Raw genomic sequence first — 24,067 nt, 5'->3', positions numbered from 1 at the left:
AACCCAGAATGAGTTGGCTAAAAGAGGTAATAGGAACAGAAAAAGCCGTTATCGCCATGTGCCATTTACGGGCGTTGCCGGGCGATCCCGGGTTCGATACCAGGAAAGGCATGAACTGGGTAATTGACCGCGCCCATGACGATTTAATGGCGCTACAAAATGGCGGCGTGGATGCGGTGATGTTCTCCAACGAATTTAGTCTGCCTTATTTAACGAAAGTCAGACCGGAAACGACCGCCGCGATGGCAAGAATCATCGGTCAGTTAATGAGTGAAATCCGCGTACCGTTTGGGGTAAACGTGTTGTGGGACCCTGTGGCCTCGTTTGATTTGGCGATGGCGACCGACGCAAAATTTATCCGCGAAATTTTCACCGGCGCTTACGCCAGCGATTTTGGCGTCTGGGATACGAATGTCGGCGAAACCATTCGCCATCAGCATCGCATCGGCGCAGGCCACGTGAAAACGTTGTTTAACATCGTTCCGGAAGCGGCGGTGTATCTGGGAAACCGCGATGTCTGTTCAATTGCGAAATCGACCGTATTTAACAATAACCCCGATGCCCTGTGCGTCTCGGGGCTGACGGCGGGCGCTCGCACGGATAGCGCCATACTGAAGCGAGTAAAAGAGACCGTCCCCGACACGGTCGTGCTGGCGAATACCGGGGTGTGTCTGGAAAACGTCGAGGAGCAGCTCTGCATTGCCGACGGATGCGTAACGGCAACCACGTTTAAAAAAGACGGCGTCTTCGCCAACTTTGTCGACCAGGCGCGCGTGGCGAAGTTTATGGAGAAAGTACGCCATATCCGACAATAAAATGGGGATAAGCAAAACGCTTATCCCCTGCAGAGAGCGATAACTCTTCTGCCGATCTCCGTCGCCTTCGCCAAAAGACACGCCGGGGATCGGTTTCAGAGTAACCCGAACCGGCAAGGAGTCAACGATCGATGATTAATGATGTTAAGTGGGTTCAGGCGCAACGCCATGCCAGCGACTGGCGACACGCGCTAGATATCGCCGTCCGTCCGCTGATTACCTTCGGCGCGGCGGCCCCCTGCTACCTGGACGGTATTATTGAGAACACCCTTAAATGGGGGCCATATTATCTTATCGCGCCGGGGATTGCGCTGCCCCATGCCAGACCGGAGCAAGGCGCCAACCATAATCAAATCAGCGTCACTACGTTATCAACGCCGGTCGCTTTCGGCAATGCGGATTGCGATCCCATCTGGCTGTTGCTTTGCGCCAGCGCCACGGATGCCGAAGCACATATTCGCACCATTCAACGCATCAGCCAGTGGCTCGACTCGACAGAAAGCGTCGCGATGCTGCAAGATGCGCCAAATGATGCCGCGCTTTTCGCGCAATTAACCGCATTGCGCTGATGGAGGTTTCGATGATCCTGCACCCTTCACTGGCCTCCGCCGATCCGCTGCGCTATGCCGAGGCGTTGACTGCTTTACACGATGCGCCTCTCGGCTCGCTGCATCTGGATATCGAAGATACCAGTTTCATCAACAATATTACCTTCGGTATGAAAACCATTCAGGCAGTCGCGCAATACACTCGCCATCCGCTCTCATTTCACCTGATGGTCTCATCACCGCAACGCTGGCTACCCTGGCTTGCAGCTATCCGCCCCGGCTGGATTTTCATTCATGCCGAAAGCGTGCAAAACCCCTCGGAGATTCTGGCGGATATTCGCGCTATCGGGGCGAAAGCAGGACTGGCGCTTAACCCGGCAACACCGCTATTGCCTTATCGTTATCTGGCATTGCAACTGGATGCGCTGATGATGATGACCAGCGAACCCGACGGGCGCGGGCAACAATTTATTGCCGCGATGTGTGAAAAAGTGAGCCAGAGCAGAGAGCATTTCCCTGCTGCGGAATGCTGGGCGGACGGCGGTATTACACTTCGCGCCGCACGGCTGCTTGCCGCCGCAGGCGCACAGCATCTGGTGATAGGCCGGGCGTTGTTCACGACGGCGAACTATGATGTGACGTTGTCACAATTCACCGCGCTATAAAGGAGTCATATGCTGATGAGCCAACAGCGCCCCGACCGTATCAAACAGATGTTGCATTACCTTTGGCAACACAGGCACCTCTCCACACAACAAGCTATCGAGCTTTTTGGCTATGCAGAGGCAACCGTGCGCCGGGATTTTCACTATATCGCCAGCCGTTATCCCGGTATGGTTCGCGGCCATGGTTGTATTGACTTCGACGACAGTACGGAAGATAAAGAATATGTTTTCGACGTTAAGCGGACGTTACAAAGCGAGGCGAAACGCGAAATTGCCGCCCTCGCCCGCACGTTCATCAAGGATGGAGACTGCTTTTTTCTCGACTCCGGCTCCACCTGTCTGGAACTGGCAAAATGTCTGGTCGACGCCAAAGTAAAAGTCATTTGCAATGACATCAAAATCGCTAACGAACTGGGTGGCTTCCCACACGTAGAGAGCTACATTATCGGCGGACTGATTCGCCCCGGTTACTTTTCGGTGGGCGAGAGTCTGGCGCTGGAGATGATTAACGCTTTTGCCGTTGAACGCGCCTTTATCTCCTGCGATGCGCTGTCGATTGAAACGGGCATCACCAACGCTACCATGTTTGAAGTAGGCGTCAAAACGCGCATTATTCAGCGCTCACGCGAGGTCATATTGATGGCCGATCATTCAAAGTTTGATACTGTAGAACCCCATGCGGTGGCGACGCTGTCCTGTATTACTACCATCCTTAGCGACAGCGCGCTCCCGTCTGCTATCGCCCGACGTTATCAGCAGGCGGGCTGCCGTCTCATCATGCCAGCCCTATCATCAGGAGCGCGTTAATGGACATCAGGCAAATGAACAAAACCCATCTGGAGCTCTGGCGCGGATTGCGAAAACAGCTCTGGCCCGGTCACCCGGATGACGCCCATCTGGCAGACGGCGAAGAAATCCTGCAAGCCGATCATCTGGCATCATTTATTGCGATGGCAGACGGGGTGGCGATTGGCTTTGCGGATGCCTCAATCCGCCACGATTATGTCAATGGCTGTGACAGTTCGCCCGTGGTTTTCCTTGAAGGTATTTTTGTTCTCCCCTCATTCCGTCAACGCGGCGTAGCGAAACAATTGATTGCAGCGGTGCAACGATGGGGAACGAATAAAGGGTGTCGGGAAATGGCTTCCGATACCTCGCCGGAAAATACAATTTCACAGAAAGTTCACCTGGCGTTAGGATTTGAGGAAACAGAGCGCGTCATTTTCTACCGAAAGCGTTGTTGAGGGAAATCACACAGGAAAAGGTCGGGTATAATACCCGACCTCTATATTACAGTATTACTGTGGCAGATCTTTTTCAGTTAACAAGCGTGTCGTTTTCACTTGTTCAATATTCCTGGCGCCACCTAACATCATGTTAATTGTCAGCTCCTTGTTTAGCTGTTCAATCACTGATGCCACACCCTGAGCGCCGCCAAGATTAAGACCGTATAATACAGGTCGGCCTACCGCCACAATATCCGCTCCGCTGGCTAACGCTTTGAATACGTGCGAACCACGGCGTACTCCACTGTCAAAAATAACAGGCACTCGCTTGTTGACAACTTTTGCAATCGCAGGAAGCATGTCGAATGAGGACGGCCCGCTGTCTAATTGACGGCCACCATGATTAGAAACCCATATTCCTGCGGCCCCAGCCTGGATAGCAATTTCAGCATCCTCCGGCGACTGAATGCCTTTTACGATAACCGGCAGACCGGAAATACGATGTACATAGGCAATATCCTCCGGCGTAAAGGCTTGTTTAGCCTGCGCGTAAATTTCACTTATCCCTGCCCCTTTGCCGGTTTTTGAACCATCGTCATTTTTCCTGGCGAACATTTCCAGGTTTGCAAAACCCAGCGGGAACTGGAAGTTATTTTTAATATCTTCTTCCCGATAACCGCCGACAGGTGAATCTACGGTCAGAATAATCGCTTTAGCGCCATGTTTTACCGCTTGTGCAAGAATAAATTCGTTAAATTGATTATTCTTACTCATATAAAGCTGGAAGAAGAACGGATTTTTCCCGGAAACGTTAGCCACCTCTTCGATGGTCTTGTTGCCATAAGTGCTCAACGAGAAAATCGAACCGACCTGCGCCATGCCTTTCGCCGTCGCCAACTCTCCGGAGGCGTGGGCCAGGCCCTGCGCTGCCATCGGTGCCTGGATTATAGGCGTTTTAAGCGGAATACCCAGTAGCTGCGTTGATAAATCGATCTCTTTTAACTCAATGCCCTGTAATACGCGCGGCATAATATATTTTTTGTCAAAGCTTTCGGTATTGCTGCGAAGGTTATTCTCATCTTCGGCTCCGCCGCGAATATAACCAAATGCCCCTTTCTCCATTCTGGCCTGAACGCGCGCTTCCAGAGAGGCTACGTTCGTCATTTTTATTGCTTTTTCGTCCGTGCTGGCTTTGTACTCTTCAGCATAAGCCAGGCCTGACGTTGCCAACATCGCCAGCGAGGCCACTACCCGAATGAGGTGATTAGTTTTCATCATCATTCCCTTTATTGCTTAACCGCTTCTGCCTGGATTTTTATATCGACAACTTTCGTCATCCCCATATCGACCAGATAATCTACACCCCACTGGGTGCGATCTATTTGCGTGACAAAATCACCGCCGCAAACCTGTGCCTTGAATATCGGGCTCATATAACAGCCAAACTTGGTGGTGGTTAAGGTGACGGGCTTAGTTACTCCCTTCATTGTTAACAAACCGTCAATAGAAACTGGTTTATTATCTTCAAAATGCCATTTTGTCGATTTAAATACTATTTCTGGATATTTTTCCGCATCCAGAATATCGCTACTGCGAATATGGTTATCAAACGCATCCACCCCGGTATTTAAGGCGCTCACGGGAATCGTCACGCGCATCTCTGCATCTTGCTTTTCCGGCTGATATTTCAGTTCGCCGCTAATAGCATAAAACCCGCCATGATTGGTTGAGGTCTGGAAATGATCGATATTAAATACCGCATTGGTATGCGTATTATCAAATTTATATATATCTGCATGAGCAGCACTTAATAAACCCAGAGACAGGACAGCACCAAGAAAACTCTTTTTCATTATATTCACTTTATATCTTAAATAAGGTGAAGCTATCTTAATGTTCCCTGTCCGCAGGATCGAGAGGGATAAACAGGAAGGACTGTTGCAAAAATAGAACGATGAAAAGGCCGTGTTACAAAAACAGCGGCTCACGAATGGGTTTATGCCAGGGCAATTTCCGCAACCTGTACCGCCTTTGTGGCGGTACAGAAGGCAAACTGACTAACGCATGATACGATCGTCGACATAACGGCGCTTATCCGGCGCGGGCGGGAAATACTGATACAGCCAGGTTTCGCTGATAGCCTCCCCCTGGCAGCGCAGGAACATACGCATATCCACCGGTGCCGTAGAATCCGAGGTCGGATACCAGTCAAACTGGATACGATAACCGTCGAAAGGCTCAACGTAGAGGATCTCAATCTGCTTCGCCTCACCGCTGGAAAGCGTAATCACCGGCTCAATGCCTTTTGGCGCGGCCGCTTTCAGATCGCCGCCGACAAAATCAATAGCAAAACGGCGCGCCCATTTATCCGGGTAATGTTCGCCCGGCGCCCAACCTTCGGGAAAGCCGCCCATCCCTGTACGGGTCGCCATGACCCGCGCAAGCGGCGATTGTACCGGCGGCTGCGCGCTCCAGTACAAACGATAATTGAACGCCAGCGTATCCCCGGCTTTGATCGCTTTTTCCGGCTGCCAGAAACAGACCACATTATCCAGAGTTTCACCAGTGGTTGGGATCTCCATCAGGCTAACCGCGCCTTTCCCCCACTTACTGCGCGGCTCCACCCACAGGCTCGGACGTTTGTTGTACCAGCCCATCACATCCTGATAATGCGAGAAATCGCGATCGAGTTGCAGCAGGCCGAACCCTTTCGGGTTATCGTCCATATATGCATTGAACTGCAATTTCTGCGGATTATTCAGCGGGCGGCAAATCCACTCGCCGTTACCCCGCCACATCGCCAGCCGATCGGAATCGTGAATTTGTGGATGAATGGTGTCGCATACCCGGCGTTCATTATTCCCACAGCTAAACATACTGGTCATCGGCGCAATGCCAAGTTGCTTTATATCTTTACGGGCGTAGAGATGGTTTTCTACATCCATGATCACCTGCGATTTTTCGCAATGGATCACAAACTTATACGCGCCCGTCACGCTAGCGCTGTCCAGCAGAGCGTAAACGGTAAACGTAGTATCGCCCGGCTTCGCGGTGTCAAACCAGAATGCGGTGAAGTCAGGGAACTCTTCCTGACCGTCAGTATAGGTATCTATCGCCAGCCCGCGAGCCGACAGGCCATACTGATAAGTATCATCTACCGCCCGGAAATAACTGGCGCCCAGGAAGGAGACGACATCGCGCCGCGCCAGTTCCGGCGCTTTAAAGACACGGAAACCGGCGAAACCGAGATCGCTCTGCCCTTCCAGTTGCGTCGTATCAACGCCGGCATCGTTGTATTTAAACAGTTCCGGGCGAAAATGAATCTCGCGAGCAAGATGCGTCGTCGTATCAACGGAAAACATGCGTACGCGACGACGGAAGCCCATCCCTACGTGGAAAAACTGAATATCGAGCTGCCGGTTGGCAACACCGTTCCAGAGTGAATGCGCCGTGTCATACTGAATGCTGTTATAGGCCTGCGGCGTCAGATTGGCGAGCGTATCCGGCAAGGGTCCCGGCGCGCCACCCCAGGGCTTTTTCGCTAACGCCTGGGCCATTGATTGCAGACCAGCAAAATCAAAACGGACAATTTTACCATCCGCAATATCGGATTCCGCGGCAAACGCCGCCTGAGAAAAGAGTGAAGCAATACCGCTGGAACCGCACACGGCGGCCATTGCCATTGAACCTTTAATAAATCGTCTACGATTCATACCTGAAAATGAGTCCTTCTGGTCTTGTGAATGGTCCCGCGCTGGTTTTTTCAGCAGCAAGAATGTGCCCGTTTCTGACCGCTCACTCTAGACAAAATTCATTAATAATCCAATTGTTGGTCGCCTGGAAACTGTGCAAAAGCGTAAATATTTTATGTCGATAAGAACCGACCGAATCGGATGTAAACCTCACGCAGCATTCTTCAGGTTATGAAAAGTTTATTCCAGACTAACGTGATGTTTCATGACTCGTTTAAACAGCGCCAGACGCGCACGCATAAAGCGGTTTTCCACTTTAAAACCGGCAAGTTTGTTCAGCCCAATCCGCAACAGACGATCTCGCCCCCGAATGCTGGCGGGCCAGCGAACCGGGCCGTGCAGCACGTCGCGCGTGCGGCTGGCATGACGAGCGAAATTCACCCAGTAATCCGCCACCTGCGAGGCAAAGGCCAGGTCATTCTCATTCACATAATGGCATGTGGGCTCAGCCCGCGTTAACGTATCGAATACATACGGTATTTCATTGCCATGACAGGCGCCATTCGCGTAGGTGTTATGCTCCACCTCGGCGACATAATCAAACCAGTAACGCCAGCACGGTTCGCCGATCCGCTGCTGCGCTTGCATGACGACATAACCCAACGTGGTAAATACCATATCCCGACAGACCTGCCGCCCTAGCGCTTCGTCGCCTTTCACTCCAGGATAAAGCAGCCGGATTAACCCCAAGCCAACACGCCGCTCACGGCGCATTTTTTGAATTTGACCGGCAATATCGACGCCAAAAACGGCCAATACGCTGGCTTCATCGCTATTCGAGCCGATCATCACCGGTATTGGATGCTGTTTCGCCGCAAAGAAGGTTTCCAGCATCGGATGCGGCAGCACGACGTCGCCGGAAATCGGCGTCGGCGCAATTTTAAAAGGCGCGTCCAGCGGCCAAAACGTCTCTGCCGGTAAAGCGCGTAGCTGTTCGGCAGTGGCATGGGCTAAACCAAGATGTTCCGCCAGCGCAACGCCTTTTTTTAGCGCCACCTCGCGGGGCGTATCCGGCAGCGTATAACCACTCTGAATAATCGCTTTATGAAAAAGCCCCTTCGCCAACGGCGAAGCCATCAACGACAGCACGCTGCGGGCGCCGGCGGATTCGCCAAATAACGTCACATTCTGCGTATCGCCGCCAAATGCGGCAATATTGTCCTGCACCCAACGCAGCGCAGCGATTTGATCGAGTAAAGCGAAATTATGAATACACTCCGCCCCTTCGCCTTCCAGCGCCGGATGCGCGAAAAAGCCCAGATGGCCAAGCCGATAATTGACCGTCACCACGATCGCGCCGCGCTTCGCCAGCGCTTGACCGTCATAGGGCGGCAAACTCCCCGCGCCAATGGTGTAACCGCCGCCGTGTAGCCAGACCATGACCGGCAACGGTTCATGACGCACGGCGGGAGCCCAGACGTTCAGATAGAGACAGTCTTCGGAAAAATTTCCCGGATCGCCGCCGCCGAGTTCGCGACACCAGGTAATATCCTGCCAACTGGCGCAGGAGAAACAATCCGCCTGGCGCACATCCTGCCAGGGCGTAACAGGCTGCGGCGCACGCCAGCGTAGCTCCCCTGTTGGCGGCGCGGCATAAGGTATACCGCGCCAGATATGGATTTCTTCCTGTACGACGCCCACGATTTTACCGTGACGCGTCGCCACCAGCGGGATGGAGGGATTCAACATAACGCCTTCCTTTTACAGTATCCTCACAGCCTGTGAAGCTTACCGCTTTTAAAGCAGACCGCAACGGCGTTTACTGCGTTCTTCCGCTTCCTGATATAACGAAAATTCATCCCGTACAGCACATCCCAGCGCCTGTTCAAAGGCGTCGCGGCTGGCATTGCCGTGGCTTCTGGCCAGCGTTTCATTTCCCAAATTCGACTGAAAAATGCCGGCTGCGCTGACCGGAAGAAAATCTTCATAGGTAATCGGCTGCGCGATCACCCAACCGCGCTCAATAAGCGGCTGCGGATCGTCGCCAGGATGGATCGCCTGACGATGCGCCTCGCCGGAAGGCGTTAAGCGATAACGGAACCAGGCAAGCCCCTGCTGGCGAAGCAGAAATTCGCTATCCGGAAAGGCGTTAAAGACCTCCCGCAAATGGAGTTGATGCGTGAAGTTATCCTTACCCGTTCCCGCCTTGTGCAACAGTTCGTCATATAATCGACGACCTTTTGGCGTCAGCGCGACGCCACGTTGCTCAATTTCGCCGAAGCGCGCCGTGTGCGTACCCTGCTTTTCATCAACGAAGAGCACCTGCTCTTCCAGGGCTTTGAAACTGGTTTGCCGCAACAGAATAGGCACTTCGCGGCGAGGCGGACCTTCGATAAGAATTTTAGGCGTAATGCCGCACTCCGGCATCATGGCCTGTACCCGGTCGATATCCAGAGTACGCGGCGTCAGATGGTTAATGTGGCATCCCGGAAAACAGACCACGTCGGCAATTAAACGATGCTCACGATGCAGGCTGCGGTACGTTTCTTCATCAACGGTAGCCTGACGATGCCAGCGAAAAGTCTCCAGCGTTTCACGGACGAACTCTTCGGCCTGAGCAGCACTAAAACCGCCCTGCTCGTCGTACTCATCCAGCAATTGTCGGCAGCGCGATGTAAAAATATCACGCTGCGATAAGATTTCCGCCGCCCGCTGGCGTAATGCCGCGTTTTCAATGAGCTCCAGGCGTAATAGCGAAGTGAACATGCGAAAGGGATTACGCGAGAGCGAAGCCTCGTCAATGGGACGAAATGCCGTGGAGTGCACAGGCACGCCCGCCTGAGAGAGATCGTAATAACTTACTGGGTACATCCCCATGATGGCGAATATCCGACGCAAGGTAGAAAGTTCTTCTGCGGTGCCAACACGAATGGCGCCATGCCGTTCCACGTTCAATCGCGCCAGTTCATCGGCATTAGCCAACTGCTCATGCAGTTTGGGATTATTTTCCAGCACCGCCAGATTCACGTCAGCCACAAGTTCCAGTAACGTACCGTACTGCGGAACTTCCTGCTGGTACATTGCCGACATTGCCTGCGAAAAGTGTTCCCGAATCTCATCTGCCGTGATGGTGTTCGCCATAATGTCATGCCTCCAGTGAATGTTACCTGGAGTGTAGAAAACCTCATCCATTCCGGGGAGAAGAATTTATAAAGTGTGATCCGACCTGAATTCATTATGCAGAACGGATTGACATGAGCTGGCATATCCCCGACCAGATCGCGGCTTAACACGCTTAACGGCAGTTGAATCATCAGTAAAATAAAACAGTTGTAACTTGAAATGGTAAAATGTTAATAATATTTTGCTATCAGGTTATCAAAAACAAACAACTTTACTTGTCACCCGCACGGCTCTGTTTTTAACATCGCTTATGGAAAAAAATGGTCTGTTTAGTCAGCGCATTCGGTTGCGCCACCTTCATACATTTGTCGCCGTTGCGCAACAGGGAACTCTGGGGCGCGCGGCTGAAACTCTTAACCTGAGCCAGCCAGCGCTTTCTAAAACGCTGAACGAACTGGAACAACTCACCGGAACCCGTCTGTTCGAACGCGGGCGACTGGGCGCGCAATTAACGGTTCCTGGCGAACAATTTTTGACTCATGCGGTAAAAGTATTAGATGCATTGAATACCGCCGGGCAGGCGCTGAATCGCAAAGAGGACGCCAGCGCCGATGTGGTGCGTGTTGGCGCGCTCCCCACCGCTGCGCTGGGTATACTCCCGGCGGCTATTGGGCGGTTCCATCAACAGCAAAAATCGACCTCGTTACAGGTCGCGACCATGAACAATACGATGTTGCTTGCGGGTCTGAAATCAGGCGAGATCGATCTGGGTATTGGCCGCATGTCAGACCCGGAATTAATGGGCGGTTTAAATTACGAACTGCTGTTTTTAGAATCGCTTAAATTAGTGGTACGCCCCGGTCATCCCCTGTTACAGGAGACGATCACGCTCAGCCGGGTTATGGAATGGCCGGTAGTCGTCTCGCCAAAAGGCACGGTACCGCGCCAGAATGCGGAAGTCCTGTTGCAAAGCCAGGGGTGTAAAATGCCTGCCGGATGTATCGAAACGCTATCCGCATCGTTATCACGACAACTGACCGTAGATTACGATTACGTCTGGTTCGTCCCCTCTGGCGCGGTTAAAGAAGATCTTCGCCAGGCGACGCTGGTCTCATTACCCGTGCCGACCCAGAGCGCGGGCGAGCCGATAGGTATTCTTACGCGAGTTGATATCCCGCTCTCAACCGGGGCGCAAATGCTGATTGCGGCGATCCGTAAATCGATGCCGCTGTGATAGCGGCTGTCGGAGAATAAACGCGCCCGCGGCTAAAATAGCCCGCTGGCGCGACGCTTACTAAAGGAAGGATGATCGCATCGTCGCGCCAGTATCCTGTAAATGAAACGCATCAACGGCTTGCGTCAAGCGGGCGGCCTGTTCTTCAAGCGAAGCGGCCGCCGCGGACGCCTCTTCGACCAGCGACGCGTTTTGTTGCGTAACCCTGTCCATCTCAGAAATAGCCTGACTGACCTGAACAATACCGCGACTTTGCTCATCAGAGGCTGCCGCGATGTCGAGCATAATATCGGTGACGCGTTTGACGGCATCCACAATCTCATTCATGGTGCTCCCCGCAGCGATAACCTCTTCAGATCCTTGTTCAATCAGGCTGACCGATGCGCCGATCAAGCCTTCAATCTCTTTTGCCGCCTGCGCGCTGCGACTGGCGAGGGTACGAACCTCACTGGCGACCACCGCAAAACCGCGTCCTTGTTCCCCGGCGCGTGCCGCCTCGACCGCCGCGTTCAGCGCCAGAATGTTGGTCTGGAAAGCGATACTGTTAATGACGGCGGTAATTTCCGAGATTTTTTTCGAGCTGGTGGAAATATTCCCCATCGTTTGTACGACCCCGGAAACCATCTGGCCTCCGCGACTGGCTTTACCGGAAGCATCTTCCGCCAGTTTGCTGGCGTGATGCGCATTATCCGCATTCTGCTTAACGGTTGCCGTCAACTGTTCCATACTGGCCGCGGTTTGTTCAATGGCGGCAGCCTGCTGTTCAGTACGAGAAGATAAATCCGTATTACCAGCGGTAATTTCGCTGGTGCCTCGATAAATTTCCTCCGCCCCCTGACGCACCGCCCCTACCGTTTGTTGCAACGCATGCTGCATCTGCTGAAGATGATGGCTCAGGCGACCAATTTCACTGCGTCCTGTGGGCTCGTCAGCCATGGTCAGATCGCCCGCCGCAATGCGTTCGATACGTGACGCAGACTGCTGCAAGGGTTGTATCACCGTGCGACGCAGTACCATGAAGGTCATTAACGTCAATACCAGCGCCAACGTAAATGCGCCAATCATAAACATCATACCGAGCCGGGTACGTTGGTAAGCCTGCTCGCTAAGTAGTCTTGCCCGCTCGGTGCGCAGTTCAATCGCTTTCAACAGGACATGGTTATATGCTGCATCCAGTTGTTTTGCCTGCTCGTTTTCATGATTAATGATCGCTTCGAACATGCCATTTTTGGCAAATTTCAGCATCGGTTGCAGGCCGTTGATATAGGCGGTGTAGCGGGCGTTTAACTCGTTATCTAACGCGTCATCGGCGGGTGTTTTCACCGCTCTGGACATATAAGCGTTAAAGCCGTCCTGAGACTGCTTGATCCGCGTTTCCGCAGCGGCAATATTGGCTTTCATTTCATCCATTTCAGCAATCCGGCTCGCCGCGCCAGCGTGGATCATATTGATACGTGCGGTACGTAAGTGGTTAGCGCTGTTGGATAATCCCATCCGTACCTGAATCTCGTCCGTGACATCACGCTGATCGCGATCGGCCTGTAACAGAAAATAGCCTGCCAGCCCGGCGCTCAAAGCAAAAAGAAGAAGGATGCCACCGAGAATGGAGGAAAACAGCGGAACCAGCCGAATATGATGCAGGAAGCTCAGTTTATGCGAGGCTTGCATCGAGAATGTGTTGCCCATGACCGTCGACTCTCTTGTAGGTTTTATGCGTAAAACACGCCCGTTAGATAGTCATCGGCACTTCGTGACGTTTGCTTATCGCGAAAAGCATCGCCTTCGTCACATTTTCACAACATTCATTCCAGAAAATTCAGAAAAGCGCCAGCGGAAAATCCGCTGGCGGATGAATCAGTTATCGCCAAAGTGGATAACAGTACGGATGGATTTACCCTGATGCATCAGTTCAAAGGCATCGTTAATCTGCTCCAGCGGCAGGCGGTGAGTAATAAAAGGATCTAAACGGATTTTACCGTTCATCGCATCTTCGACCATCCCTGGCAGCTGCGTGCGCCCTTTCACGCCGCCAAAGGCGGAGCCACGCCAGACGCGACCGGTCACTAGCTGGAAGGGACGGGTTTTGATTTCCTGCCCTGCCCCCGCTACGCCAATAATAATGCTTTCGCCCCAGCCTTTATGACAACATTCCAGCGCTGCTCGCATCACGTTAACGTTGCCGATACATTCAAAACTGAAATCTACGCCGCCATCAGTAAGCTCAACAATAACGTCCTGGATCGGTTTGTCGTAATCATTCGGATTAATAAAGTCCGTGGCCCCCATTTCGCCCGCCAGCGTAAATTTTTCCGGATTCGTGTCGACAGCTAAAATACGCCCGGCTTTAGCCTGAACCGCGCCCTGAATAACCGCCAGCCCAATACCGCCTAAACCAAAAACGGCAACGGTGTCGCCCGCTTTCACTTTAGCGGTGTTATGGACGGCGCCAATACCAGTCGTCACGCCACAGCCCAACAGACACACTTTATCCAGCGGCGCCTGCGGGTTCACTTTCGCCAGAGAAATTTCCGCGCAAACGGTATATTCGCTGAACGTGCTGGTTCCCATATAGTGATAAACGGGTTCGCCGTTATAAGAAAAGCGGGTAGTGCCATCCGGCATCAGCCCTTTTCCCTGAGTGGCGCGTACGGCCTGACAAAGGTTAGTTTTACCGGACTTACAGAACTTACACTCGCCGCATTCCGCCGTATACAGTGGAATAACATGATCGCCGGGTTTCAGGCTGGTGACCCCCTCGCCGACCTCGACTACCACGCCGCCGCCTTCGTGACCCAGGACTGCCGGGAATACGCCTTCCGGATCATCGCCGGAAAGGGTAAAAGCATCGGTATGGCAAACGCCGGTATGAGTGATTTTGACCAGAACTTCGCCTTTTTTCGGCGGCGCAACGTCAATCTCGACAATTTTTAACGGCTGACCGGGACCAAAAGCAACTGCTGCACGTGATTTCATATATCTCTTCCTGTTACGGTGAGGGAAATTGTTATTTTAGATAAGCGCGAAGAAGATGGCCGATTTCCGCCATCCGAACCGCGCGCTGATCTGGCGTAGTCTCCCCGCTGACCAGCTCATCTTTCAGATGGATTTCAACCATTTCACTCATCAGGCCATTAGACGCGCCGCGCACGGCGGCAATCTGTTGCAGAATCGCCAGACAAGGTTCGCCAGACTCAAGCGCCCGCTCCAGCGCTTCGACCTGCCCGCGTATGCGACGAACACGGGTAAGGATACGTTTTTTATCTTCAGGTGAATGCGGCATTCGACCTCCATATACTATAGGGGGGTATACTATCAGAATTTTATGTTTATGTAATTGTAAAATTACGCATAATATAAAAATCAATAGCTTATAGATTTCCGGCATAGACCATCAAGAATCAGTTCACATTCAGCATATTCAGCTCATGGGAACTTTTTCAGGCCACAGACAATAAACACCAAAGCTTTCTTTCTAAGCTGCAATGTTCTGCCCGACTGGGGCACAGAGGTAATGCCGGTAAATCCAGTCCCATTACCCAGAAGTAAATATTTGCTTAATAGTTTTTATTTACTCACCAGGTGGTAATGAATAAAGGTTATGATATGCAGATGTCAGTCTTGTAAGAACGTAACATCACAACTGCGATACACCGCCGACGGGTAGCGAAAATATCTCAACCCTGTGTCTTTCCAGGCTTAGTCAATGTGGACAAAAAATCAAATGAGCGTTATTTGAAAGATTTTTAATACCCAAAAGCGTCATCATTATTGTTAATTTGAAATCAATCTCAGGTAATAATCCATGCCTATTTCGATTTGTAAACATGGTGCTCCTTTTGTTGTTCAACATGAAAATCGGTACGGTTCCGGTGCAAGTCAGTCATCATCACTTTCAAAATCAATCCGCCATATTAGCAACTCTCATGAGGAAATAAAATTTATAAGTTGCTATAGTGCAAATGGAGCCTGTTTTTCCAATGCACAGATGCTAGCCAATGCCTCAGGGAGGCCTGTTATAGGTTACTATGGGAAAATAAATAAGTTAACAGCCAGTCTGGATAATAGCGGTCGTATATTCCGCCCACAGCATAAGCTTGCGGCCAATATTTGTTATGTAGGTAATCGGCTTCTGAGCGCTCCAGTTCAACTTGGGTTTGGCCTGAAACATCTGCTAACCTGTCACTCAAATGGTAATGTCAGATAAAGTGTCATGCCATGTCCTTCCCGGCATTGCTATTCCACAGCCTACAGATATGGGCGCTCAGTTCTTTCCTCAATCGTTGCTATGGGAAGTTCTGCCGTCATTTCACGCTCTTGCCAACCAGCATTTTATTAAAGCCTGACTTTTACCAGAGTAATTTCATAAGAGTGCCCATCTTCTGGTCTAAAAATAATAAATCTATTGTTATTTTTAGTAAAGGATTTCGACAAAATAAAACTATCATGATATCTGGCCAGGACGTAGTACCAGCCTCCATCATACAATATCATTTCGTATTCTTTCTTTAATTGTGGTTTATAGATCCCAACAAAAAAAGAAAATATAAAAAAATATATAATAAAACCAAGCATAACTATAGTGAAACAATGCCTTCGCACCCAACTGAGTTGCGTAAAACAAATCACTGGCATCAATTTACTATAAAAACGCATCCCCACCGATAAGCATAAAGCTACCAGTAAAATGATAAAAAAAAGCTCCCACAAAAACGATTCTGTTAAGAGAGAAAACTCGATAACAATTGGAATAAAGAACAAAACCGCTGCCAAAAAAAGACGTAAAAAGCTAATGTCGTGGATACGTGCTTTTTGCTTTACTAGAAAAAATAATAGAATACCCACTCCCCACGCTATTATGAATATAGCCATCAGGCTAATCGCATGGAATAGACTTCGGGCAATGTTGTCAGGGCCGACGCCTACATACCACCACGGGAAACCATAGTACGCGGAGACGCCCCAGCCATAAAAATAGGCGCTTCCCCATCCCAAACCACCTAAATAGGCCAAAAGCATCGAAGAGTTTTTAATAATTGAATCATCATTCATTATAGTTAACTCACTTAAGAAATATTTAATATGAAAATAGAAATCAAAATGTCACATAAAACACTAGCACTTTAGCAATAATAGTCGGATGATAAGTTTGTCTGTTTTTCCTGAGTATCAAGCCAGCTCATACTCACGCCAGCACACTAAAATCAGGAGTGGCTTCTTTTTTAGATCTTTGCCTTAGCCAGGCGCACACTCAATAATGATAGCAGTCAGATAATATGTACCAGGCATTAACCTCACGTTGTTGATGATATATTTACTTCGTTGAAAAACAATAAACATTGTATGTATTTTATTGGCGACGAAAAACTGTTAAAGAAGCGTAATTCCATATACACCATTTACCTGATTACTTTTCTTGCTAATATTTGCTAATTAATTATTTGCTAAAGCGTGTTTAATAAAGTAAGGAGGACACTATGCCATTGAGTGTTGGACAGGGTTATTTCACATCATCTATCAGTTCTGAAAAATTTAATGCGATAAAAGAAAGCGCACGCCTTCCGGAATTAAGTTTATGGGAGAAAATCAAAGCATATTTCTTTACCACCCACCATGCAGAGGCGCTCGAATGTATCTTTAATCTTTACCACCATCAGGAACTGAATCTAACACCGGTACAGGTTCGCGGAGCCTACATCAAACTTCGAGCCTTAGCGTCTCAGGGATGTAAAGAACAGTTTATTATAGAATCACAGGAACACGCCGATAAGTTGATTATTAAAGATGATAATGGTGAAAATATTTTATCTATTGAGGTTGAATGTCATCCGGAAGCTTTTGGTCTTGCCAAAGAAATCAATAAATCACATCCCAAGCCCAAAAATATTTCTTTGGGTGATATTACCAGACTGGTATTTTTTGGCGACAGCTTGTCTGACTCCTTAGGGCGTATGTTTGAAAAAACACATCATATCTTACCCTCCTATGGTCAATACTTTGGCGGAAGGTTTACTAATGGATTTACCTGGACTGAGTTTTTATCATCTCCACACTTCTTAGGTAAAGAGATGCTTAATTTTGCTGAAGGGGGAAGTACATCGGCAAGCTATTCCTGCTTTAATTGCATCGGTGACTTTGTATCAAATACGGACAGACAAGTCGCATCTTACACCCCTTCTCACCAGGACCTGGCGATATTTTTATTGGGGGCTAATGACTATATGACACTACACAAAGATAATGTAATAATGGTCGTTGAGCAACAAATTGATGATATTGAAAAAATAATTTCCGGTGGAGTTAATAATGTTCTGGTCATGGGGATTCCCGATTTGTCTTTAACACCTTATGGCAAACATTCTGATGAAAAAAGAAAGCTTAAGGATGAAAGCATCGCTCACAATGCCCTGTTAAAAACTAATGTTGAAGAATTAAAAGAAAAATACCCCCAGCATAAAATATGCTATTACGAGACTGCCGATGCATTTAAGGTGATAATGGAGGCGGCCAGTAATATTGGTTATGATACGGAAAACCCTTATACTCACCACGGCTATGTACATGTTCCCGGGGCTAAAGACCCTCAGCTAGATATATGTCCGCAATACGTCTTCAACGACCTTGTCCATCCAACCCAGGAAGTCCATCATTGTTTTGCCATAATGTTAGAAAGTTTTATAGCTCATCATTATTCCACTGAATAAAGTTCCATCGGCTGCGGTACGCCTTGAGCAAAACACAACTCAATATCATAGTGCCGGTGGCATGAAAATATGATGCTATCTTTGCTGCCGATTGGTCAATAAGTGATACATAGTCTATGTTCAGTAAGACAAAAATGGATAGAGTCGATAAATCGCCACCGTAACTAAAATACTCACTATCACACTGACAATAAAGTATGTTTTGAATGGCTGCTTTTGCGTTTTATGACGGAAGAGTTGTTGACCAACAATCGCCCCAGGCCACCCACCGACAACCCCAAACACCAACAAAGTGGATTCCGGCACTCTGCGCCAGGTTTTACGTGCCGCCGTTTTGTCTATACCGTAGATCGCCAGCGTTAGCACATTGGCGAGCAGGAACCACATCGCGACGGGATGCGATGTAAAAATGCTTCCGACCGCAGCGAAGATCAGGAGTAAATAACAAAAGCGGTTAAGATACATATCATTATGTCATAGCAATAATTAGGGGCATCGGAGCCCATTATACGCGATACATGCGCCTATGTGATGTAGAATTTTTTTCACTCAGCCAACGAGTCATTAAGGATTCATTTTTAATTACCATGGTAATCATAAGGTAATTAACGGCTGTGAACACGATTAAAATGGGTAAAGCCACCGAAAATGTTATCACCTTAATCGTTGCCAGGATAACTTAATGAAGAACCCTCTTTATTGCTGTTTGTTATCCGGTTGGCAGTCTCAGTTTTGGATTTATTAATCGTATTTATATTTATTACATAAGATGTACGATGTTAATTTGAGAATTTTATCTCAACAACCGTATATATTCAGATATTTCTGAATTAAGATTATCATCGATTAAAACAAGTTAACGTTTTGATAAACATAACAACATCGTCAAAAATCCTGATTTGTTGTCGTTTGTTCATGAGACAAATAATTTATATGCTTGCAAATATAGATAGCACGCAAATCAACTTAGCTCAAAAAATGTATTTGACAAGAAAAGATAAGTCTTTATATTGGCCCTGGATAGAGTGGTAAGATGATAATTAGAGACATGAAAGGCACCGTCACTGAAGCATTTATCTGCTTATCATGTAAATATGTATGCGTAAATGGAGCATAAACTATGTCCAGTATACTAATGTCTATGATATCTTTACATTTTCACCTTTCATGGTGTCGCTGCACTCATATCCAGTTGATATCTTATGGTATATTCAATCCATTCCCTTTGATGATTCCTGTCAAACCTCCTGATTAAATTAGTTAACAGCGATGGAATACATAACGTTAAGTACTTTACGCCTGCAAATGTCAGGCTCACGCCCTAATGCTTAATTTATAATACGCATTACCTTACTACAGGAAATAGATAGCATGTTATCCAAAAAATTTGGCTTATCGATGATAGTGTTGGGAATAATGTCGTCTTCAGCGTTTGCTGATAGCATCGTTGAAGGGAGAACGCTCAATGTCGCAGTATCACCAGCCTCTCCCCCTATGTTATTTAAAAGTGCTGATGGCAAATTGCAGGGGATAGATCTGGAGCTTTTTTCGTCTTACTGTCAGTCACGGCATTGTAAGCTAAACATCACCGAATATGCCTGGGATGGAATGCTTGGCGCAGTGGCGAGTGGTCAGGCAGATGTCGCATTTTCGGGAATTTCAATTACAGATAAACGTAAGAAAGTTATTGATTTCTCTGAACCTTATTACATCAACTCTTTTTATCTGGTCAGTATGGCCAATCATAAAATAACGCTCAATAACCTCAATGAATTAAATAAATATTCTATTGGATACCCTCGAGGAATGGCTTACTCCGACCTTATCAAAAACGATCTGGAGCCCAAAGGATACTACTCGTTAAGTAAAGTAAAATTGTATCCAACCTATAATGAGACGATGGCTGATCTAAAAAATGGCAATCTTGATCTGGCTTTTATAGAAGAGCCGGTTTATTTTACCTTCAAAAATAAGAAAAAGATGCCGATAGAAAGCCGTTATGTTTTCAAGAATGTTGATCAGCTTGGCATTGCCTTTAAGAAAGGCTCTCCCGTGCGCGATGATTTCAACTTATGGCTTAAAGAGCAAGGGCCACAAAAAATATCTGGCATTGTCGATAGCTGGATGAAATAGTAAGCTATGTCATCAGGTAATATGCTGGCTATCTTTTATTTCCTATTGGAAGGGATTGGTAATACGCTGCTTGTAACATTTACCTGTTTTCTCTCAGCGTTTTTGTTTGGGCTTACAGTCGCCGTATTACGGCGACTATCCCCCCTTCCACTACAGAAGATACTCGACGTACTGGTCTTTATTCTTCGGGGAATTCCAATACTTATTGCTGTTTTTCTTGTTTATTTTGGATTGCCATCGATTGGCATATATGTTTCACCTCTGGTGGCCATGAACCTCAGCGTCGGCTTAATCAGTGGGAGCTATCTTGCCGAGGTGTTCAGAGGGGCGCTTAAATTAGTTGAGCCATACGAAATTACGGTAGCGAAAGTAGCAGGAATGCGTCAATTACAGGTTATAATAAATATTGAACTGCCACAGATGTTGCGATTTTCTGTGCCCGGTATTATCAATGAGTTTTCTTCTGTATTAAAAGCGACGCCCTTTGCTTATACTGTAGGTATCGCTGAAATAACGAAGCAGGCAATGTCACTGACAGCCATCACGCTGAACGGGTTACAGATCTATACTCTTGCCGGGGTATTATATTTCATTATTTATAAAGTTTTTACTCTTCTGGCCGGAGTGTTTGAGAAAAAATATCGCATCAGTTGAACCATAAAAATAGAGGTGATACTCATGGCTTTACTGAAACTAAAAGAGATAAGTAAGGAATATTCAGGAAAAAAGGTTCTTGATACGGTTAGTCTGAAAATTCAATCGGGAGACATGAAAGTAGTCATGGGGCCATCAGGTTGTGGAAAAACGACGCTTTTACGCTGTCTGCTTCGATTAGAAGAACCTGATTATGGCAATATTTATTTTCACGGGAAAAATATTTACGACAAAGAATTTACTATTCTTGAGTTCAGAAAAAAAGTTGGTTGTGTCTTCCAGAATTACGCTTTGTATCGCCATCTTAACGTCATGGATAATATTACCCTTGCCCTATGTAAAGTGTTTGGCATGCCGGGACAACTAGCCCGGGAGAAAGCCTTACATGAGCTACAAAAACTTGATATGGCCTCGCATAGCGCGAAATACCCTTCGCAATTATCGGGCGGCCAGCAACAGCGCGTCGCCCTGGCCCGTACAATGGTCACCGACCCAGAACTCATTATTTTTGATGAGCCGACGTCTGCGCTTGATCCGCTCATGACTCGTGAAGTCGGAATGTTGATCAAGCAACTTCACGACAATGGCGTCACTATATTATGCGTCACTCATGATATTCGCCTCGCCAGATTACTAAGCGATAACGTAACGTTTCTTAATCATGGCAAGATTCGTGCAGAAGGCGCTTTTACCGATCTTGCCTTACGAGAAACGGATCCAGATATCCACTGTTTTTTTAGCGAGGCACAACGATGATCGCTGGCTGGTCTCTCTTCTTTAATGACCTGACTGAACAACTGCCACTTGTTGTGGACGGTATTAAAGAAACCTGTAAACTTGCGCTGATTGTTTCCATCACCGGTTTTTTGTGGGGAATTATTATTTTCTTTCTGAGCCTGAGCCATCGCCCCGTGGTAAAAGCCATAACTCGACTGTACATGGATTTCTTTATCGGTACGCCACTCATTCTTATTCTATTTGTTATCTATTATGGTTTACCTCAATCTGGCATTCACCTGTCCTCTTTTACCGTGGCGGTTACAGGTTTTACCTTGAATGTCGGCGCATATAATGCCGCGTACATGACAACGGCCTATAACGCATTGAATAAGTATGAAACGGAGGCAGCAGTCGTTCAGGGGTTGAACAAACGGCAGGTCTTTTTGTGGATTATACTGCCTCAGGTATTGCTGTCTTCCATTCCAGCCTTAACGAATCAGGTGATTAATAACCTTAAAGACAGCACCATCGTTTTTCTTATCCAATATACTGAGTTTTTCGCGCGAATTCAGGAGGTTGCTGCAACTAGCTTTAAATTCTTCCATGCTTACCTTTTTGCCGCCATAGTGTATCTTATTGGCGTTACCTTTATCGTCGGTTTGACCCGGTTTTTAGAGCATAGACTGCTTCGCCATTACGGTCAGGATTACTGAGTTGCACTGCACTATTCTGATTAATTCACCGCTGACATTATCAAAGTTATTTTTATTTAGTGTTGGTTAAGATTTTAACCTTCATTATTGCGTTAGGTGTCCATTCTGGTCTAAGTCTTACTCCATTGAGGATATTATGGCGCTACCACAACTATCCATATGGCAGCCCGGCGATGGGTTAAGAAAAATAAAGTATAAATATCATGTTTGTCTCATTGTCATATTCTCCGTCCTTATACGGTTGCTGTTTTTAACTGACCGCTACCTTTGGTGTGACGAAGCATCCAGCGTGCTGATTAGTCGCCATAGCGTAGATAATCTGCTATTCCATGCCGCTTTTGACGTGCATCCCCCGCTTTATTATCTGTTACTGCATGACTGGATGATATTATGGGGTGATAGCATTGCAGCGGTACGCTCTCTCAGTCTACTCTTTGGGATCCTGACAGTTGTGCTGGTTATCGCGCTTACGCGATGGTTGGCAAATGAACGTACAGCCTTATTGGCGGGATGGTTCGCCGCCTTGATGCCGATGGCAGTTCATTACAGTCAAGAAACGCGCATGTACGCGTTAATGGGAATGCTAACGCTCGCTGCCGCGTTAGCATTGATGATGTGGATAAAAACACCCACCCATAATCGCTACCTTGTCGCGTATGCTTTACTTATGACGTTCAGCTTTTACACCCATTATTTCACCCTATTTGCACTTATTGCCCACTGGATCGCAGTAACAATATTATCCTGCCAAAGCCATAAAACGGCCTGCTACCTTAAACTTCCTGGCTGGTGGTTTGCTAACCTGGCGATTGCTGTCGCTTATCTCCCCTGGTTGCCCGTATTGTTTAATTTACTGACTCATCTGGCGCAGTTGAGAGCCGGTAATGATATCGGTTGGATTCCCCCCGTAACATGGCGTGACCTGCCTGCGATGTACTGGCATTTTTTTACCGGAAACAACGGACAGGGTTTTCCGTCGTTCATTCTGTGGCTGGCTGTGGGAGGTTTTATCGGTACTGTGGGGCGAATATCTTTATGCAACGGAGAATATGAAAGATATCAGCTGATATTATTTTGTAATCTGGTCATCCCTGTAATGCTGGTCTTCATCATTTCCTGGTGGATGCCGTTATTTATCGATCGTTATTTCTTCTTCTCATCGCTGAGCATTCCTCCCCTGCTCGCGGTATTACTTACCCGCGCAAAAAAAGCGGTTTGTGGCTTCTGGTTTATCTTATTCACCTTATTATTCGGCTATGGTTCATATCATAATAACCCTGAGCACATAGACGAGTTTAAACCACTGGTAAACTATATTAATACCCGTCACCAGCCTAATGATGCCGTGGTAGTCAGTAAAATGTTCGATTATTTAAGTTATGTGTATTATAATAAGCGAGATTATCGTACGTTTCTTTATACACCGCCTAACGCACACGGAACATCAGGCAGACCGAATGCCTATGGCTTTGGTTCACTGTTTTATGCGCAAGCCGATCAGACATATATTGATACTCTGACAACGCTTTCAAAAAGTTACCATCGTGTCTGGTTGGTAAGCGGCGGTAACTTTAGTCAGGATTACCCCTTGCCGTCAGAATGGCAAAATATCGCAAAATTCAGAAGTGGTAGATTTCAGGTACAATTATTTGTAATACCAACTCAACAGGCGCGTCAAATGCAATGATTACCGTTTTCTATCCAGTGCAGTGATAAACAGTACTGCCACGGCCAGACCGCCTAAAAGTAAGGTCCAGCCAAACGCTTCAAAAACCTCAATCATATCGCCTCCAGGTAGGTGATATTAAATAAAGATGGCTATCTCAGCGTAACATTTAAAATA

At 47.9% G+C, this 24,067-nt stretch carries 23 protein-coding genes; 13 read left to right on the top strand and 10 right to left on the bottom strand.

The genetic code is table 11. The annotated features are described in order from the left end of the window. The first annotated feature begins 8 nt into the window (after positions 1-8). The 5 genes from sgcQ to aac(6') all read left to right on the top strand — a co-directional run bounded on the left by sgcQ (position 9) and on the right by aac(6') (position 3,272). Entirely contained in the window at positions 9-815 is an 807-nt protein-coding gene (gene sgcQ, locus J4617_RS03255) for a BtpA family protein SgcQ (RefSeq protein WP_000118615.1), read from the top strand. Between the two features lie 131 nt (positions 816-946). Beyond that, a complete protein-coding gene (gene sgcA / locus J4617_RS03250) occupies positions 947-1,384 on the top strand; it encodes an SgcA family PTS sugar transporter subunit IIA (protein ID WP_017465909.1) in 438 nt (145 codons plus the stop codon). 11 nt (positions 1,385-1,395) lie between these two features. Beyond that, positions 1,396-2,028 carry a ribulose-phosphate 3 epimerase family protein gene (locus J4617_RS03245; RefSeq protein ID WP_017465910.1) on the top strand — a complete coding sequence of 211 codons (633 nt, stop codon included), beginning with the start codon at positions 1,396-1,398 and terminating at the stop codon, positions 2,026-2,028. A 15-nt stretch (positions 2,029-2,043) separates the two neighbouring features. Beyond that, on the top strand, positions 2,044-2,835 hold the full coding sequence (locus tag J4617_RS03240; protein ID WP_024137271.1) for a DeoR/GlpR family DNA-binding transcription regulator: 792 nt from the start codon (positions 2,044-2,046) through the stop codon (positions 2,833-2,835). Continuing rightward, positions 2,835-3,272 (top strand): cryptic aminoglycoside N-acetyltransferase AAC(6')-Iy/Iaa, encoded by a 438-nt coding sequence (gene aac(6') / locus J4617_RS03235; protein ID WP_017465911.1) that lies wholly within the window; start codon positions 2,835-2,837, stop codon positions 3,270-3,272. Before J4617_RS03240 ends, aac(6') begins: the two co-directional genes overlap by 1 nt. Before the next feature lie 54 nt (positions 3,273-3,326). Here aac(6') and J4617_RS03230 read toward each other — a convergent pair whose 3' ends face one another. The 5 genes from J4617_RS03230 to J4617_RS03210 all read right to left on the bottom strand — a co-directional run bounded on the left by J4617_RS03230 (position 3,327) and on the right by J4617_RS03210 (position 10,087). Then, the gene (locus tag J4617_RS03230; protein ID WP_017465912.1) at positions 3,327-4,529 is read right to left on the bottom strand and encodes a lactate oxidase; all 1,203 of its coding nucleotides are present in this window, start codon (positions 4,527-4,529) and stop codon (positions 3,327-3,329) included. Positions 4,530-4,540: 11 nt separating this feature from the next. Next, on the bottom strand, positions 4,541-5,116 hold the full coding sequence (locus J4617_RS03225) for a YceI family protein (RefSeq protein WP_017465913.1): 576 nt from the start codon (positions 5,114-5,116) through the stop codon (positions 4,541-4,543). Between the two features lie 195 nt (positions 5,117-5,311). Next, on the bottom strand, positions 5,312-6,967 hold the full coding sequence (locus tag J4617_RS03220) for a glucan biosynthesis protein (protein WP_017465914.1): 1,656 nt from the start codon (positions 6,965-6,967) through the stop codon (positions 5,312-5,314). A gap of 219 nt (positions 6,968-7,186) precedes the next feature. Continuing rightward, the gene (locus J4617_RS03215) at positions 7,187-8,695 is read right to left on the bottom strand and encodes a carboxylesterase/lipase family protein (protein ID WP_017465915.1); all 1,509 of its coding nucleotides are present in this window, start codon (positions 8,693-8,695) and stop codon (positions 7,187-7,189) included. A gap of 48 nt (positions 8,696-8,743) precedes the next feature. Then, positions 8,744-10,087 (bottom strand): VOC family protein, encoded by a 1,344-nt coding sequence (locus J4617_RS03210; RefSeq protein WP_000024092.1) that lies wholly within the window; start codon positions 10,085-10,087, stop codon positions 8,744-8,746. Between the two features lie 292 nt (positions 10,088-10,379). On the opposite strand from J4617_RS03210, the gene J4617_RS03205 reads away from it, so the two are divergent. After that, the gene (locus J4617_RS03205) at positions 10,380-11,303 is read left to right on the top strand and encodes a LysR substrate-binding domain-containing protein (RefSeq protein WP_017465916.1); all 924 of its coding nucleotides are present in this window, start codon (positions 10,380-10,382) and stop codon (positions 11,301-11,303) included. Positions 11,304-11,363: 60 nt separating this feature from the next. On the opposite strand, the gene J4617_RS03200 is transcribed toward J4617_RS03205, so the two are convergent. The 3 genes from J4617_RS03200 to J4617_RS03190 form a co-directional block, all read right to left on the bottom strand. After that, positions 11,364-12,989 (bottom strand): methyl-accepting chemotaxis protein, encoded by a 1,626-nt coding sequence (locus tag J4617_RS03200; protein ID WP_017465917.1) that lies wholly within the window; start codon positions 12,987-12,989, stop codon positions 11,364-11,366. 168 nt (positions 12,990-13,157) lie between these two features. Beyond that, the gene (locus tag J4617_RS03195) at positions 13,158-14,276 is read right to left on the bottom strand and encodes an S-(hydroxymethyl)glutathione dehydrogenase/class III alcohol dehydrogenase (RefSeq protein ID WP_000842141.1); all 1,119 of its coding nucleotides are present in this window, start codon (positions 14,274-14,276) and stop codon (positions 13,158-13,160) included. Positions 14,277-14,307: 31 nt separating this feature from the next. After that, on the bottom strand, positions 14,308-14,583 hold the full coding sequence (locus tag J4617_RS03190; protein WP_001120770.1) for a metal/formaldehyde-sensitive transcriptional repressor: 276 nt from the start codon (positions 14,581-14,583) through the stop codon (positions 14,308-14,310). A 522-nt stretch (positions 14,584-15,105) separates the two neighbouring features. Between J4617_RS03190 and steB the strand changes: the two genes are divergently transcribed. Then, positions 15,106-15,507: a type III secretion system effector SteB gene (gene steB / locus J4617_RS03185; protein WP_001540100.1), complete on the top strand. Its 402-nt coding sequence runs from the start codon at positions 15,106-15,108 to the stop codon at positions 15,505-15,507. 128 nt (positions 15,508-15,635) lie between these two features. Here the strand turns inward: steB and J4617_RS03180 are convergent, their stop codons facing one another. Next, entirely contained in the window at positions 15,636-16,352 is a 717-nt protein-coding gene (locus J4617_RS03180) for a membrane protein (protein ID WP_000997195.1), read from the bottom strand. A gap of 425 nt (positions 16,353-16,777) precedes the next feature. Between J4617_RS03180 and sseJ the strand changes: the two genes are divergently transcribed. Further along, complete coding sequence (sseJ, locus tag J4617_RS03175; RefSeq protein WP_001131430.1) at positions 16,778-18,004, top strand: SPI-2 type III secretion system effector SseJ; 1,227 nt, start codon at positions 16,778-16,780, stop codon at positions 18,002-18,004. 120 nt (positions 18,005-18,124) lie between these two features. Here sseJ and J4617_RS03170 read toward each other — a convergent pair whose 3' ends face one another. Next, the gene (locus tag J4617_RS03170) at positions 18,125-18,469 is read right to left on the bottom strand and encodes a DUF1294 domain-containing protein (protein WP_000281185.1); all 345 of its coding nucleotides are present in this window, start codon (positions 18,467-18,469) and stop codon (positions 18,125-18,127) included. Positions 18,470-19,375: 906 nt separating this feature from the next. On the opposite strand from J4617_RS03170, the gene J4617_RS03165 reads away from it, so the two are divergent. The 5 genes from J4617_RS03165 to J4617_RS03145 all read left to right on the top strand — a co-directional run bounded on the left by J4617_RS03165 (position 19,376) and on the right by J4617_RS03145 (position 23,911). Further along, positions 19,376-20,137: a transporter substrate-binding domain-containing protein gene (locus tag J4617_RS03165; RefSeq protein ID WP_000949370.1), complete on the top strand. Its 762-nt coding sequence runs from the start codon at positions 19,376-19,378 to the stop codon at positions 20,135-20,137. 6 nt (positions 20,138-20,143) lie between these two features. Further along, positions 20,144-20,791, top strand: coding sequence for an amino acid ABC transporter permease (locus J4617_RS03160; protein WP_000094446.1), 648 nt, complete (start codon positions 20,144-20,146; stop codon positions 20,789-20,791). A 24-nt stretch (positions 20,792-20,815) separates the two neighbouring features. Continuing rightward, positions 20,816-21,547, top strand: a complete 732-nt coding sequence (locus J4617_RS03155; RefSeq protein ID WP_001196340.1) for an amino acid ABC transporter ATP-binding protein — start codon at positions 20,816-20,818, stop codon at positions 21,545-21,547. Further along, complete coding sequence (locus J4617_RS03150; protein WP_000560165.1) at positions 21,544-22,224, top strand: amino acid ABC transporter permease; 681 nt, start codon at positions 21,544-21,546, stop codon at positions 22,222-22,224. The genes J4617_RS03155 and J4617_RS03150 overlap by 4 nt, the downstream gene beginning before the upstream one ends. Before the next feature lie 136 nt (positions 22,225-22,360). Continuing rightward, complete coding sequence (locus tag J4617_RS03145) at positions 22,361-23,911, top strand: glycosyltransferase family 39 protein (RefSeq protein WP_023198618.1); 1,551 nt, start codon at positions 22,361-22,363, stop codon at positions 23,909-23,911. The last annotated feature ends 156 nt before the right edge of the window (positions 23,912-24,067 follow it).

The sequence above is a fragment of the Salmonella sp. 32010601201800023SM genome, from assembly GCF_017572235.1.
GTDB lineage: Bacteria > Pseudomonadota > Gammaproteobacteria > Enterobacterales > Enterobacteriaceae > Salmonella > Salmonella enterica.
This window is presented reverse-complemented; position numbering and strand designations above follow the sequence as displayed.

Coding starts and splice junctions, on each gene's coding strand:
- sgcQ (WP_000118615.1), top strand. CDS start 9: ATGAGTTGGCTAAAAGAGGTAATAGGAACAGAAAAAGCCGTTATCGCC.
- J4617_RS03210 (WP_000024092.1), bottom strand. CDS start 10,087: ATGGCGAACACCATCACGGCAGATGAGATTCGGGAACACTTTTCGCAG.
- J4617_RS03160 (WP_000094446.1), top strand. CDS start 20,144: ATGTCATCAGGTAATATGCTGGCTATCTTTTATTTCCTATTGGAAGGG.
- J4617_RS03180 (WP_000997195.1), bottom strand. CDS start 16,352: ATGAATGATGATTCAATTATTAAAAACTCTTCGATGCTTTTGGCCTAT.
- sseJ (WP_001131430.1), top strand. CDS start 16,778: ATGCCATTGAGTGTTGGACAGGGTTATTTCACATCATCTATCAGTTCT.
- J4617_RS03155 (WP_001196340.1), top strand. CDS start 20,816: ATGGCTTTACTGAAACTAAAAGAGATAAGTAAGGAATATTCAGGAAAA.
- J4617_RS03145 (WP_023198618.1), top strand. CDS start 22,361: ATGGCGCTACCACAACTATCCATATGGCAGCCCGGCGATGGGTTAAGA.
- J4617_RS03150 (WP_000560165.1), top strand. CDS start 21,544: ATGATCGCTGGCTGGTCTCTCTTCTTTAATGACCTGACTGAACAACTG.
- J4617_RS03205 (WP_017465916.1), top strand. CDS start 10,380: ATGGAAAAAAATGGTCTGTTTAGTCAGCGCATTCGGTTGCGCCACCTT.
- J4617_RS03195 (WP_000842141.1), bottom strand. CDS start 14,276: ATGAAATCACGTGCAGCAGTTGCTTTTGGTCCCGGTCAGCCGTTAAAA.
- J4617_RS03215 (WP_017465915.1), bottom strand. CDS start 8,695: ATGTTGAATCCCTCCATCCCGCTGGTGGCGACGCGTCACGGTAAAATC.
- J4617_RS03245 (WP_017465910.1), top strand. CDS start 1,396: ATGATCCTGCACCCTTCACTGGCCTCCGCCGATCCGCTGCGCTATGCC.
- J4617_RS03230 (WP_017465912.1), bottom strand. CDS start 4,529: ATGAAAACTAATCACCTCATTCGGGTAGTGGCCTCGCTGGCGATGTTG.
- J4617_RS03240 (WP_024137271.1), top strand. CDS start 2,044: ATGAGCCAACAGCGCCCCGACCGTATCAAACAGATGTTGCATTACCTT.
- steB (WP_001540100.1), top strand. CDS start 15,106: ATGCCTATTTCGATTTGTAAACATGGTGCTCCTTTTGTTGTTCAACAT.
- J4617_RS03190 (WP_001120770.1), bottom strand. CDS start 14,583: ATGCCGCATTCACCTGAAGATAAAAAACGTATCCTTACCCGTGTTCGT.
- J4617_RS03170 (WP_000281185.1), bottom strand. CDS start 18,469: ATGTATCTTAACCGCTTTTGTTATTTACTCCTGATCTTCGCTGCGGTC.
- J4617_RS03165 (WP_000949370.1), top strand. CDS start 19,376: ATGTTATCCAAAAAATTTGGCTTATCGATGATAGTGTTGGGAATAATG.
- J4617_RS03200 (WP_017465917.1), bottom strand. CDS start 12,989: ATGGGCAACACATTCTCGATGCAAGCCTCGCATAAACTGAGCTTCCTG.
- sgcA (WP_017465909.1), top strand. CDS start 947: ATGATTAATGATGTTAAGTGGGTTCAGGCGCAACGCCATGCCAGCGAC.
- J4617_RS03220 (WP_017465914.1), bottom strand. CDS start 6,967: ATGAATCGTAGACGATTTATTAAAGGTTCAATGGCAATGGCCGCCGTG.